At 57.6% G+C, this 13,689-nt stretch carries 14 protein-coding genes; 3 read left to right on the forward strand and 11 right to left on the reverse strand.

Features of this window, described 5'->3' with window-relative positions:
* The first annotated feature begins 1 nt into the window (after position 1).
* A complete protein-coding gene (locus WCS52_15805) occupies positions 2 to 622 on the forward strand; it encodes a hypothetical protein (protein ID MEI6168647.1) in 621 nt (206 codons plus the stop codon).
* Between the two features lie 49 nt (positions 623 to 671).
* Positions 672 to 1,799: a hypothetical protein gene (locus WCS52_15810; GenBank protein MEI6168648.1), complete on the forward strand. Its 1,128-nt coding sequence runs from the start codon at positions 672 to 674 to the stop codon at positions 1,797 to 1,799.
* 3 nt (positions 1,800 to 1,802) lie between these two features.
* On the opposite strand, the gene WCS52_15815 is transcribed toward WCS52_15810, so the two are convergent.
* The 11 genes from WCS52_15815 to WCS52_15865 all read right to left on the reverse strand — a co-directional run bounded on the left by WCS52_15815 (position 1,803) and on the right by WCS52_15865 (position 13,060).
* A complete protein-coding gene (locus WCS52_15815; GenBank protein ID MEI6168649.1) occupies positions 1,803 to 2,246 on the reverse strand; it encodes a hypothetical protein in 444 nt (147 codons plus the stop codon).
* Between the two features lie 6 nt (positions 2,247 to 2,252).
* A complete protein-coding gene (locus tag WCS52_15820; protein MEI6168650.1) occupies positions 2,253 to 2,978 on the reverse strand; it encodes a hypothetical protein in 726 nt (241 codons plus the stop codon).
* 98 nt (positions 2,979 to 3,076) lie between these two features.
* Entirely contained in the window at positions 3,077 to 3,835 is a 759-nt protein-coding gene (locus WCS52_15825) for a LysM peptidoglycan-binding domain-containing protein (protein ID MEI6168651.1), read from the reverse strand.
* Positions 3,836 to 3,840: 5 nt separating this feature from the next.
* Entirely contained in the window at positions 3,841 to 4,857 is a 1,017-nt protein-coding gene (locus tag WCS52_15830) for a glycosyltransferase family 9 protein (protein ID MEI6168652.1), read from the reverse strand.
* A gap of 20 nt (positions 4,858 to 4,877) precedes the next feature.
* The gene (locus WCS52_15835) at positions 4,878 to 5,186 is read right to left on the reverse strand and encodes a hypothetical protein (protein MEI6168653.1); all 309 of its coding nucleotides are present in this window, start codon (positions 5,184 to 5,186) and stop codon (positions 4,878 to 4,880) included.
* 3 nt (positions 5,187 to 5,189) lie between these two features.
* Positions 5,190 to 5,666, reverse strand: coding sequence for a phage holin family protein (locus WCS52_15840; protein MEI6168654.1), 477 nt, complete (start codon positions 5,664 to 5,666; stop codon positions 5,190 to 5,192).
* Entirely contained in the window at positions 5,656 to 6,072 is a 417-nt protein-coding gene (locus WCS52_15845; protein MEI6168655.1) for a peptide chain release factor-like protein, read from the reverse strand. The genes WCS52_15840 and WCS52_15845 overlap by 11 nt, the downstream gene beginning before the upstream one ends.
* Before the next feature lie 18 nt (positions 6,073 to 6,090).
* The gene (locus WCS52_15850) at positions 6,091 to 8,769 is read right to left on the reverse strand and encodes a valine--tRNA ligase (protein ID MEI6168656.1); all 2,679 of its coding nucleotides are present in this window, start codon (positions 8,767 to 8,769) and stop codon (positions 6,091 to 6,093) included.
* Between the two features lie 10 nt (positions 8,770 to 8,779).
* Positions 8,780 to 10,366: a citramalate synthase gene (gene cimA / locus WCS52_15855; GenBank protein ID MEI6168657.1), complete on the reverse strand. Its 1,587-nt coding sequence runs from the start codon at positions 10,364 to 10,366 to the stop codon at positions 8,780 to 8,782.
* A 1-nt stretch (position 10,367) separates the two neighbouring features.
* Positions 10,368 to 11,723, reverse strand: coding sequence for an aspartate kinase (locus WCS52_15860; GenBank protein ID MEI6168658.1), 1,356 nt, complete (start codon positions 11,721 to 11,723; stop codon positions 10,368 to 10,370).
* 26 nt (positions 11,724 to 11,749) lie between these two features.
* Entirely contained in the window at positions 11,750 to 13,060 is a 1,311-nt protein-coding gene (locus WCS52_15865; protein MEI6168659.1) for a homoserine dehydrogenase, read from the reverse strand.
* A 141-nt stretch (positions 13,061 to 13,201) separates the two neighbouring features.
* Here WCS52_15865 and WCS52_15870 point away from each other — a divergent pair, with 141 nt between their 5' ends.
* Positions 13,202 to 13,660: a divergent PAP2 family protein gene (locus WCS52_15870; protein MEI6168660.1), complete on the forward strand. Its 459-nt coding sequence runs from the start codon at positions 13,202 to 13,204 to the stop codon at positions 13,658 to 13,660.
* The last annotated feature ends 29 nt before the right edge of the window (positions 13,661 to 13,689 follow it).

Raw genomic sequence — 13,689 nt, forward strand, 5'->3', positions numbered from 1 at the left:
CATGTCGCAAATACGAACCACGGTTAAGATGTCACTTGTTGCGTTATCAATCCTCACGATCGGGAACGGATGCAGTGTTTTCCGGGCAACCGTCCAGAACGAAGAGGTAAACAAGGCCTCCGTAAAACCACTGGATACCACCTATGATTTCGCCGATCTGCGCTTACTCGCCGAGGCGGTCACGAGTGAACTCGCCGATGCCCCGGTTCTTGCCGGAAAACCAATTCTGGTGGTCATGGGTATTGAAAACCGGACCGATGAGCATATTGACACGAAAGCCATTACGGACACGATCCGCACGAAACTGATCAATGGAGGCAAAGTCAGTTTCGTCAATGAAAGCCGGCGCGATTCCTTGATGAAAGAACAGGGGTATCAGCTCGCTAACTGCACTCCGGAAACTCAAACCCTGATCGGGAAACAGCTGGGTGCCCGCTATATGCTCACCGGCTCCCTGATCAAAATCAAAAAAGACACACCCAAGCAGCTCAGTTTGTCGAAACTGGAGAAAGTCTACTACCAGCTCACCGTGGAAGTTACTGACCTTCAAACCGGGCTGATCGCCTGGACGATGCAGAAGGACCGCGTCCGTGGTGCCAGCAAGCCGATTCTCGGTTGGTAACCACTCACCTATCACCATGCGGTCATCACGACCGCAGTAAGGGGCGAGGATGAAAATCCCGGAGTTGACGCGCAGCAGGACTTGCGGTCTGTTGCTCATGCTCCTGATGCTTGTGTCCGGTTGCGCCACAACCGTCCCGCTCGATGCCGCACGCCGGGATTTCAGCAACGGTCAACTGGAGGCGGCTGACCGATCTCTAGCCGAGCGTCCCCATGATCAGAACGCCGTGATGAACCTCATGGAGCGGGGCATGATCCGCCATCTCCGGCGGGATTTCACCAACAGCACCGCTGACTGGCTTGAGGCGGTTCGTCTTGAAAAGGAACTGGAAACCCACAGCATCACCAAAGCCGGTGCCAGCATGGTCGTCAATGACTCCGCCCTCGCCTTCCGCGGCTATCCCTATGAGCGCACGTACCTGCATGTCTACCTCGCTAAAAACTACCTGGCCATAGGGGCGTGGGAGGATGCCGGGGTTGAGGCCCGTTCCATCGCGTATCAACTGGAAAAGCTGGACGGTTTTCCGGATGATGCCTTCAGTCATTATCTCACCGGGTTCTGCCTCGAACTCGGAGGCGATGACAGCAATGCCGCCCGGCAATACAGGGAGGTGGCCAAACTAGCACCCGACTGCGGCATTGACCCCGCGACCGGAAGGTTTCCGCCAGCCAGCACCACCACCAACCACCCGCCTATAGCGGGGCTACGAGGAACCGAACTGGTCTGCTTTCTCGATTTTGACGGACAGTACGGGATCATCCCCCAGTCTGCTGAGATCTATGCCAATGGGAAACTGCTGGGGACCAGTCGCACGCTGACCACGATGTTCCAACTGCAATCGGCCAGTATCGACCGCATGGCCACCCGGCATGCCGCCAAAACCCTCTCACGTCTTGCGTTTAAATTGGCCCTTTTCATCGCCGCCTCGTCACGCGATGAGAACCTCGGACTCCTCACGGGCTTACTGCTCCTGGCAATGGAAAATGACGATCAACGACGTTGGGAAACGCTACCCGCCAAGCTCGCTGTCGCCCGTGTTCCCTGCCCCCCGGACCTGAAAGAGTTCGAGGTGGTGTTCAAGGGATTTTCGGGACAGACGGTCAGTCGAATCACCGTGACCACCCCGCTGCACCAGAAGGACCGGATATTCGTATCCCTCTGCCGTAATTACCCGTAAGGGTTAGAACATCAGGTTGATGACCCCGTAGACCAGCATAGCGGCCAGGATCAACATGATAATTGCCTTATTCCGCTGGACCTGCCGCTCCTGCCGGAGGGGCCGCACCGAGTGGAGGCTGCCCGTCCCGAAATAGGTCTGAAAGCGCTGGTCCGGAACAGGCCGGGGAATGTTCAGTGGCTCATTAGCCCCCTGCATCGCGGCCGGCGGGACATTTTTTTCTCCCCCCCCCGCAGGCGCCGGTTCCGACGGGACCGGCCTTGCGGCCACCTCCACAGGGGGGATTTCTCCCACGACCTTGCGCAAACGGCGTATCGCCCGGTCAGGATCGGGACTTTCGATGGCATGAGAAATCCCCTTGATATCATGCTCCACACGGGCAATTTCCCGTTGAAGCGACTCAAGCTTCTCCTGCAACCTTGGATTTTTACGCCGGACGCGCTGCATAACGCTCTATCGTCCTTTAATCATCAAAATCAGCACCGCCGCCACAATGGTCAGGATCAGCGGCAAGCTGACGGCGAGCCCGACTTTAATCCAATGCCCGAATCCCCGGGAAGCCGGCGCAAATTCATCGTCTTCCATCGCATTCAGCTTACGGGAATGTTCATCAAAAAGCTTCACAGGCCCCCCGACGGCTTCAATCGTCGCCTGAGCCTTTACGAAATCACTCCGGATGGCATCAATCTGGACAACGGCCTTGTTTAATTCGTCACGAAAAGAGTCCTCCGCCCAAGCCGCGTCATTGATCTTTTGAAGTTCTTCCAGATCGGCGGCCAGACGGTCCCGCGTGGTGAAATAGACCTCAACCTGACGAGCGGCATGATCACCCAGTTTCTGGAGCGACACCAGGCTCTCGGAAAGCCGGTCCAGCATTTCATGCTTACCGCGTTCATACTGGTCCTGCTTTTCAAGCAAATCGGACAACATCTGCTCTTCACGTTCCATCTCGCTCTGTTTTTGCTTCAGCCGCTCGATATGGAGTTTCGCCGAGGCTTTCTGGGTATTGAGCTCTTCGCGATGCCGGGCCATGCGCGTCAGACTCAGATCAGACAGGGGGCGCCCTGCCGGATCATCGGACTTTAAATTCATCATGCCATCCGGCCCTGAGCCCAATGAGGTGGATTTAACTGCCCCGCGGCGTTGTGCCAGATCTTCATCAAAAAAGTCCGTTCCCATACGTTTCTCTCCTTAATTTACTCCATTCAACGCGCAATGTGAACGTTGACCCCGGGATGCTAGCAATCAAGCCCGCTTGTATCAAGCGCATCTTCCACCTAGGGAGTTTCTTCATTGTCCTTTTCCGGGACAAAAATCATCTGACCTACCCGTAGATCACCGGGGGATTTCATCTTGTTTTTATTCACCTCGTAAATCTCGCGCCACCGCCCCTGGTCCCCGTAGTAGCGGGCCGCCAGTTTCTTCAGGGTATCCGCTTTTTCGATCCTGACCATTTTTCCGGTGGATTTCGGTGCCCGGACGGGGAGCACGATCGCATCTACCGACGGCAAGGCATTCGTGGCCGACATCCCGTATTTGGACCGCATCGTGGCCAGTGCCCCCCGCAATTGAACCGTCTGCGCCTGGAGATTGGCCGCCCTGATTTTCAAAGACTGGTTCTCTCCTTCCACCTCCCTCATTCGCGCCAGGACCGCCGTCTCGTTGGTAAAGACGGTGCCGACCAGCATCAGGGTAGCGGTGCGGATATGGCCCTCAATCATGGCTTTCTTTTCCGTTTCGGGCCGCAAGGCAAGATAGCGTTGGAAATGGTAGATCGTCCCCACCGAATCCACCCCTGCATTATCAAGCAGAAAGGCGAAATCCAGATGAGCCCGGGCCATGGTGGGCTGCCGGTCGAGAATCAGTTCATAGAGATTCCGAGCCCCCTTCACATCCCCCACCGCCTCAAGTTCCCGGGCTTTTTTCATATCCGGATGCTCGCGCTCGACTTCATCCGATACCCCTACTTTTGGGGAACAGCCGCCCCCCACTATCAGGAACACCGCCAAAAAAACAGGGATTATGAGGTCCTTCATCGTCATCAGGGTGTTCCGATCTTCGAGGCATTCAACACCTCACGAACCGCCGCCATGACCTGGCCCGGTGTAATACGCTCCATACACTCCACTTGAGGCAACCGGCAGTCCCGGCCAAAACAGGGGCTGCAGTCAGTCCCCGCCCGGATCACGTGGTGGCCGGCTCCGTAAGGCCCCGTGCGCTTCGGCTCGGTGGGCCCGAACATCGTTACCACGGGTGTCCCCAACGCCACCGCCATGTGAAGGGGCCCGGAATCATTCGCCACCACCAGATTCATCCTGGAAAACCAGCCCCCCATCTCCACCAGGGTGGTCTGTCCCGCAAGATTCTCAACCGTCCCGGCCCCGGCGGTGGCGGACAACGCCACGCGCATCGCTTCGCACCCCGCCCGCTCCGTTTGACTTCCAAACAGGTAGATGGAGGCCCCGAATTCCTGCTGGATCTGCCGTGCCACCTCAATGAAACCGGCTACCGGCCAGTTTTTATTGCTCCGCCGCGACCAGGGAACCAGCGCCACGCGCAGGGTCCCCTGAGCCAGGGATGGCGCGGGAAATTGAACAGGGAATGACACCGGCATCACGGTCAACCCCAGGTAGCGCACCACATCCAGCGCTTCCTCAACCGCATGCCGGTCCTTATTACGGGGACCGGCCACCACATCATAGAAGAACCGGGCGCCTTCACGTTGAAACGAAGGCCCGATCCGCAGGTGGCTCCGCGCGCAACGTGCCACTATTGCACTTTTGACCAACCCCTGCAGGTCGACCACATAATCATAATAGGAGGCCCGCACCGCCCGCACCAGGGCGCCACTATGACTCCAGAACTGCCGGCGGGGAAAGGGGATCACTTTGGATACCATCGGGAAACACCGGACCAGGTCCACATATTCAGGCTGCGTGACCCAATCCACGTCCGCATCCAGCATCACCTGCAGGTTATTCACCGCGGGAAGGGCATGGAATAGATCGCCTAACGAGCTGAGCTTGATCACCAGGATACGTTTTCGTTCAGACTTCATGGGGGATGCGGTGCAGACGATCAGGACGGGCGGATCTGTTGCCGCTCGGACTCTTCTTTTTCACGTTGCCGGGCAATTTCGTGGCGCTTTTCTTCCTCAATTTTATCTGCCTTCGCGGCATCCCCCGCCGCCCGGGCCTCCGCCACTTTACCGCCATACAGAATCTCAATCTCTGCGATTTTCGCCTTGGTACGGCTTGCAATCTCCGCCATCGCCTGTTTCTGCTCTTCAGTCACAGCGGTAATCCCCTCACCACGCTTAGCCATTCGCTCCATCGCGAGGTCAAAGGAACTTTTCAATCCGGGGTCTTTCAGGTCTTTCGTTTTCATAAATTATACATCAATAATCGGTCCTTTTCCGGGAGGCGGGGTTCTGATCCGTGTTGGCTCGGAATAGGCCTCTGCGGTCGGGGGCTTTCGTGAGGACCGCTGGAAATTTTTGCGATTATTCCCCAGGATCATACTGACGATACTGATGACCAGCGAGGCCCACATCGCGGAGCCAAACCCCAGCACATGGAAGCCGGGCACCAGCCTTGCCGTGAGCAACAACAGAAAGGCGTTAATAAACAGCAACATCAAGCCCAGCGTCAGCACCACCAGCGGCATGGCGACCAGGACCAGAATGGGCTTTACCAGGGCATTTAAAATCCCGAGCATCAGGGCTGCGGCCAGCAGACTCGCCCAGTCGTCTGTATAGACCCCCGTCACCAGGATATCCGACATCCACACCGCAATGGCCATCAAGGCCCAGCGGATCAGCCACTCCCGGATCTTCTGTCCGGCCGTCTGAAACGATTCAGGATTCAAAATTTCCACTCCGTCTGGCTTGTTTTTTCACCGAATGCTTCTTCTTGTCATCCAGCACCCGTTCCTTCTGGCGGCGCGACCGCCGGCGCTTTTGACGCCGGATCTTTTCATTGGCCTGCTGGCGGGCGCTGCGCTGCCCGAGGATCCGCTCCTCTAGCCGGTCGCATAACTCGCGGCGGGCCACAAACCGGTTCAACTCCCGCGAGCGCTCCCGCTGACACTTGATTTCGAGCCCGGACTTGGCGTGCTGCAGAAAGACACAGGACGAGGTTTTGTTCAACTTCTGGCCACCGGAACCGGCGCCCAGAACAAATTTTTCAACCAGGTCCTTCTCCAGGATTCCCAGCTTGATCATCCGCTCTTCAAGCGCCTGCCGTTTTTCGGTTGTGATGTAAACGTCGCCCATAGCCCATCCATCCCATGACTAGCCCATCATCTCGAGCAGGCGCTTCACTTTGTTGTATTTATCCTGCAGTTCCTGCCGCGATTTCTCGAACTGCGCCACCACCTCGGGCTTGGCTTTATTGAAGAAATTGGGATTATTGAGCTTGAGCGTCGCCCGCTCCAGATGCCCGCCCAGTTCTTCCAGTTGTTTGGCCAGTTTGGCGGCTTCCGCCTTCGCATCCACCAATCCCTCAATCGGCATATAGAGCGCTCCGATCGGGGTCAGGGCGCTGGGCATGGCCGTGGCTGGCACAAAGGCGGGATCCACCGTAATCTCCCGGGCCTTGAGCATGGCGGTCAGCGTGCTGGTATCCGCCTTCAGTTGAACCGCCAATTGCGGCGTGTTCGCCTTGATGATGTAATCCAACTTCTGGCCGGGAGCGATGCTGCAGTCGGCGCGCAGCATCCGTCCCATACGGATCAATTCATGCCGGGCATCCACGTACTGGACGATCTCCGGCGTGGCACCCCACTGCGCCAGATCCGCCGTTAACGGCGTGGGCCAGGGCGCCAGCATAATGGTCTCGTCGTCGGTCCCGTACCCCATGCCGTGCCATAACTCTTCCGTCAGATGCGGCATGAAGGGATGCAGCAGACGCAGGGCCGTCGAGAATGAGAAATGCATCACCTTCAACACCTCGTCCCGCCGCGCGGCATCCTGACCATAAAGCACATCCTTGGAATACTCGACATACCAGTCGCAGTACTCATGCCAGATAAAGGCATAGAGGTCCTGGGCCGCATCATTGAAGCGGTAGCGCCTGAGATTTTCCGTACAGGATTCAATGGTCAGGCTGAGCTTGGCGAGGATATGCCGGTCATCCGCACTCAGCAAAGCCGCATTGATCCCTGCCCCACCCCGCACATACCCCGTGGGATCCTGCATCTGCATGAAGCGGGCGGCATTCCAGATCTTGGTGCCGAAATTGCGTCCAATCTCGAATTTGTCGTTCGAAAGGAAGACATCCTGTCCCGTCGCCGTAATCATCATCAGGCTGTAGCGGAGCGCATCGGCGCTGTACTCCTCAATGATCGTCAACGGATCAATGGAGTTCCCCAGGCTCTTGCTCATCTTCCGGCCCTTGTCATCCCGCACGGTGCCGTGGATATACACCTCATGGAACGGAACCTCACCCATGAATTCAATGCCGGCCATCACCATCCGGGCCACCCAGAAGAAAATGATCTCGGAAGCGGTCACCAGCGTATTGCCGGGATAATAGAGGGCCAGATCCGCATTTTTATTGGGCCAGCCGAAGGTGCTGAACGGCCATAGCCACGAGGAGAACCAGGTATCCAGGACATCCTCATCCTGGCGGATCGTCGTCGCGGCACATTTGGGACATTGGTCCGGCTTCCCGCGGGCCGCCCACTGATGATCGCACGCATCACAATAAAACACCGGAATGCGATGTCCCCACCAGATCTGCCGGGAGATGCACCAGTCGCGGATATTGCCCATCCACTCGGCATAGACCTTGTTCCAGCGCTCGGGCACAAACTTGACGCGCCCATCCACCACCGCTTGAAGCGCCGGCTCGGCGAGCGGCTTCATTTTGACAAACCACTGCAGGGAGAGCCGCGGCTCAACCACCGTATCACACCGATAGCAATGCCCCACGGCATGGGCGTGCGCATCAATTTTTTCAATCAGCCCGGCGGCGGTCAAGTCGGTGACAATGCGCTTGCGGCACTCAAAGCGGTCTAACCCGGCATAGGGGCCGGCCCCTTCATTCATGGTGCCATCGGGATTCATCACATTGATGGGCGTCAACTTGTGGCGCTGCCCCATCTCGAAATCGTTCGGATCATGCGCCGGCGTCACCTTGACGGCGCCCGTCCCGAAGGCCGGATCCACAAAGTCGTCGGTAATCACCGGCAGGTCCCGATGCAGGACCGGCAGGCTGAGGGTTTTGCCGACCAGCGCTTTGTAACGCTCATCCTTGGGACTCACCGCCACCGCCACATCGCCAAGCAGCGTCTCAGGCCGGGTCGTCGCCACCACCACAAACTCGGTGGCCGTCAGCTTCCCTTCGCGTTTCACGGGATAACGGATGAAATACAACTTGCCGTCGGTATCCTGATGTTCGCTCTCTTCATCGGACAACGCCGTGCGGCACCGGGGACACCAGTTCGTGATATAGTTGGCGCGATAGATCAGCCCCTTGTCATACAGCCGGCAGAAGACTTCCACCACGGCCTCGCTCAGGCCCGCATCCATCGTAAAGCGTTCCCGTTCCCAGTCACAGGAGGCACCCAGCCGCTTCAACTGCCGGATGATCGTGCCGCCATATTCCTCTTTCCACTCCCAGACTTTTTCAACAAAGGCCTCCCGCCCGAGATCATGGCGTGTTTTCCCCTCTTTGCGCAGGGCCCGCTCCACCACATTCTGCGTGGCAATACCGGCGTGATCCGTACCCGGCAGCCAGACGGTATTTTTGCCCTCCATCCGCTGCCAGCGCACGAGAATGTCCTGGATGGTATTGTTCAGGGCGTGCCCGATGTGGAGAATCCCGGTCACATTCGGCGGCGGAATAACGACACAGTAAGGGGTCCCCCCCTTTGAGGCATCCCCATGAAAGTACCCCTTGGCCTGCCAGGTATCATACCAGCGGGTTTCCACCGTCTTGGGGTCATACTGCTTATCAAGTTCTTTCATAGGTCATCCGTCATTTCTTTTTTTCTTCGCAAAACAGCTTATACTCCACACTGTCGACCAGGGCTTCCCAGGAGGCCTCGATGATATTGACGGAAACCCCCACCGTGCCCCAATGATTTTCACCGTCCGTTGATTCAATAATCACGCGCGTCTTGGCGGCGGTCGCCTCCTCCGGGTCCAGGATCCGGACACTGTAGTCGGTCAGGAACACCTTCTCGATCTCAGGATAGAACCGGACCAAGGCCTTGCGCAGGGCGCGATCCAGGGCATTGACGGGCCCATCGCCTTCGGCCACCACATGCTCGACTTGGTCACCGACCCGCACCTTGACACTGGCTTCTGAAACGCAGGGAATGCCCGAGCCTTCCTTCTCCATGATCACGCGGAATCCTTCCAGTTCAAAAAAGGACTTATGCTTCTTCAGCACCTTCTGAACCAGCATGCGGAACGACGCGTCGGCCGCCTCGTAGGTGTAGCCCTGCTTTTCAAGCGTTTTAAGCGCATCGAGAATGTCCTTCACTTCCGGCGAGGACTTCTTGAGATCCACGCCCATTTCGATGGCCTTCAGGAGCACACTGCTCGAGCCGGATCCCTCGGAGATCAGAATCCGGCGCTCATTCCCCACGCTTTCCGGTTCCACATGCTCAAAACTGCGGGGGATCTTCTGGACCGCATTCACATGCATCCCGGCTTTGTGCGAAAAGGCGCTCATCCCGACATAGGGGGCCTTGGCGTTGTGCCGCACATTGACCAAGTCATCCACAAAAGTCGACAGCGAACGGATCTGACGGAGCGAGCCTTCCGGCACCGCCCGACACCCCATCTTCAGCTCCAGTGTGGGAATGATGGAGCATAGGTTCGCGTTTCCTGTCCGCTCCCCATACCCGTTGATCGTGCCCTGCACCTGAACGGCCCCGGCCCGCACCGCTTCCAGACTGTTGGCCACGGCCATTTCGGCATCATTGTGCGTATGAATCCCCACCATCACGGTCGGAAAGGCCTTCACCACTTCCAGGGTGATCCCATGGATGTCATGCGGCAGTGTCCCGCCATTGGTATCACAAAGCACCACGGCATGGGCGCCGGCCTCAACGGCCGCCTTGAGCATATCGATCGCAAAGGTTGGACTGTCCTTGTAGCCATCGAAAAAATGTTCGGCATCAAAGATGACTTCCTTGCCATGCGATTTCAAGAACTGGACCGTTTCTGCAATCATCCGGCGATTCTCGTCATTGGAGGTTCGCAACACCTCGGACACATGCAACTGCCAGGTCTTACCGAAAATGGTCACCACCGGAGCGCCCGACTCCAGCAGGCGCAGCACGTTCGCATCTTCCGCCACGGCCGAATCCGCCCGGCGGGTGCTTCCGAAGGCGGCTACCCGGGCATGCCGCAGCTTGTGCTTGCGGATCTCCTGGAAAAATTCCATGTCCTTGGGATTGGAGCCGGCATAGCCCCCTTCGATATAATCAACGCCAAATTCATCCAGTTTGAGCGCCAGCTTGATTTTGGAGCCACTGGAAAAGGAAATGCCCTCGCCCTGTGAGCCGTCCCTCAGGGTCGTGTCGTAGATAAATATTTTTCGTCGATGCATCATGTCACCCTGCCTTAAAAAAAGCCTCATACAAGGCCATCACGGCCTTTTTGCGATCCCGGCCCTGCACCCCGAACATCATGCTGATTTCGGAGGAGCCCTGGTTGAGCATCTCAATGTTCACTCCGGCGGCGGCCAGGGCGGTCGAGGCTCTTGCCGTCACCCCCACCGAATAATGCATCCCTTCACCCACGATCATCACCAGGGCCAATCCACGGTCCACGTCAATATTATCAGCCCCGAGTTCCGTCCGGATGCGTGCCAGCACGCACTCTTCCTTTTCCTTCGAAAAATCCTTCTCCCGGAACACCACCGAGACGCTGTCAATCCCGGACGGGGCATGCTCGTAAGACAAGCCTTCCTCCTCCATGATCTGCAACAACCGGCGCCCGAAACCGATTTCGCGGTTCATCAGGTATTTATCCACATAGAGCGCGCAGAACCCGTCGGCACTGGCCACCCCGACCACGGCCCCGCTCTTGTATTCCCGCTTGGGCACGATCTGGGTTCCCGGCGCTTCCGGCCGGTTGGTGTTACGGATGCAGATCGGGATCCCGGCCTTGACAGCAGGCACAATGGCCTCGTCATGAAAAACCCCGAACCCGGCATAGGCCAGTTCGCGCATTTCACGGTATGTCAGCAACTCGATGGCCGCGGCATGGGGAACTATGCGCGGATCAGCCGAAAACACCGAATCCACGTCCGTAAAGTTCTCATAGACGTCCGCTTTCACCGCTGCCGCCAGAATGGCCCCGGTAATATCCGAACCGCCCCGCGAGAAGGTGGCTACCGCACCGGACTTGGTGTAGCCGAAAAAGCCCGGGAAAATACTGACCCCGGGAGCCGTCTTGAGGGCGCTCAATTTGGCATAGGATTCTTCCAATACCAGGGCATTGCCGAAATCATCACTCAAAAACAGGCCCGCCTCTTTCGGGTTGATGTAATGGGCGTCCACACCGTTGTGGATGAAAATCTCAGCCACCAGTTTCGCGCTGTTATCCTCGCCCGCCGCCTTCAGCAGATCCAGAAACCGGCCCCGGTGCGACGTGTCGGAAGCCAGCCGCTGCCGGAGATCCGCTTCAATTTTCCGGATAATCCCCTCGCCGATTCCCGCGGCACGCTGGATCTCCGCATACCGTTCGACAATGGCCATGAGCTCGGCCTCGGCCGTCTTTCCCGCCAGTTTGGCTTCGGCGCAGGCAATCAGCATATCGGTGACCTTGGTGTCATCGGACCGGCGTTTCCCGGGCGCCGACACCACCACAATGCGACGTTGCGCATCCATCTTGATGATGGAACAGACCTTCAGGATCTGGGCCGCATCCGCCACGGAGGACCCACCGAATTTCGCCACTTTCAAACCGGATGCCACTGTCGTTGTCATGATTATTTCCCCACTCCCGGATCCTCAATCCGCAAACACACCGGTTTCGCACCCAGAGCATTCCGCTCTTCCAATGTACGAAACGCCTCCATGATATTCTTTTCCAACGCCTTATGCGTCAACAGAACGACGGACACATGTCGTCCCGCCCGGTTGGGCTCCTTCTGCACGATCGAGGCCAGACTGATCCCATGCTGTCCCAGCACGGACGCCACCAGGCCCAGCACCCCGGGTTTGTCCAGCAGGGACAGGCGCAGATAATACCGACACTCCACCTCCGCCATCGGCTTGAACTGGACCGGACCGGCCGGGGCGACCACCCTGGCGCGCGCCTTCAAGCCCCCATTCACCAGGGTCCTCGCCACATCCGCCAGATCGCTCACGACCGCACTGGCCGTCGGCAACCGCCCGGCACCACGCCCGTAATAGACGGTCTGGCCGACAATATCCCCATCCACCACCACAGCGTTGAAGACGCCCATGACCGACGCCAGCATATGTTCATGGGGAATCAGCGTGGGATGGACGCGAACTTCCACCTCCGAGCCGTTGGACTTGATGACCGCCAATTGCTTGATGCGGTAACCGAAGTCGCTGGCATGTTCAATATCCGTTTTGCTCAAGCCGCGGATGCCATCCACAAAAATCTTATCTTTAGGCACATGCACGCCATAGGCCAGCAACGCCAGAATGGCCGCCTTGTGCGCGGTGTCGAACCCGTCGATATCCAACCCCGGATCCGCCTCGGCAAACCCCGCGGCCTGCGCCTCCTTCAAGGCATGCTCAAACGTCATCTGCTCCTTCTCCATCTGGGTCAGGATATAATTACAGGTCCCATTCAGGATGCCACAGATACGTTCAATGCGATTGGCCACAAGCCCTTCCGTGAGGGCCCGGATGATCGGCACGCCACCCGCCACGCTGGCTTCAAACCAGACATTCGTTTGTTTTTCGGCCGCCAGCGCAAAGATTTCCTGCCCGTACTCCGCGAGCAACGCTTTATTAGCAGTCACCACCGGCTTGCCCAGACGAAGCGCGCGAACGATAAACTCCCTGGCGATGGTGGTTCCCCCGACTAATTCCACCACGACGTCCACGGCAGGATCATCAATGACCGCTGCGGCATCTTTGGTCATAATGGCCCGGTCGACCTTGACCCCGCGGTCGCGGTCCAGATCCACATCGGCGATCCGACGCACCACCAACTTCACCCCGATCCGGCTGGCCAGCAAATCGCCATTACGCTGGAGGGTTTCCACCACTCCGGCGCCCACTGTGCCGAACCCAAGTAATCCCACGCCAATTTCTTTCATACATCATCCCCAATCGTGATAAGTCCTGCCGCGCAAACCATAAAAGCTGACTACTTTATAAGGAAACCGGCCGGATACAAGAATAAAGCCCTGCTCTTTCTCATTGACCCTCACGGACGAAACAGGGAATATCCACGTCCTATGCATCACGACGTCGGAGCTTTTTTAAAATCACCGGTCTTCTGGTCTGCCTTCAGTGCTTATGTGGTGGCCTCACTCCTGAAGACCCTGGGGAATTTGCTGCAAACCGGCAAAGTTGACTTCCATTATCTCACCAAATTAGGCGGGATGCCGAGCGCCCATTCGGCAATGGTCTGCGCACTGACCACCTCAATCGGTCTGCACGAAGGCTTCGGCAACACATTGTTCGCCCTTTCCTTTGCCTTTGCGGCCGTCGTCATGTTTGATGCGTCAACGGTCCGGCGTGCGACCGGCCTTCAGGCGCGCCTGCTGAATCAGATTGTCGATGAGGTGTTTAAAAACCACCATCTATCCGCCCAGAAACTCATTGATATCCTGGGCCACACCCGGCTGGAAGTCTTTGCCGGCATGATTGTGGGCATCCTGATCGGGATCCTGACCACGGCCCTCTTCAATTAAATATTAATCAGTGCTTTACACGCCCCCCA

Source organism: bacterium, from assembly GCA_037128595.1.
Lineage (GTDB): Bacteria > Verrucomicrobiota > Kiritimatiellia > CAIKKV01 > CAITUY01 > JAABPW01.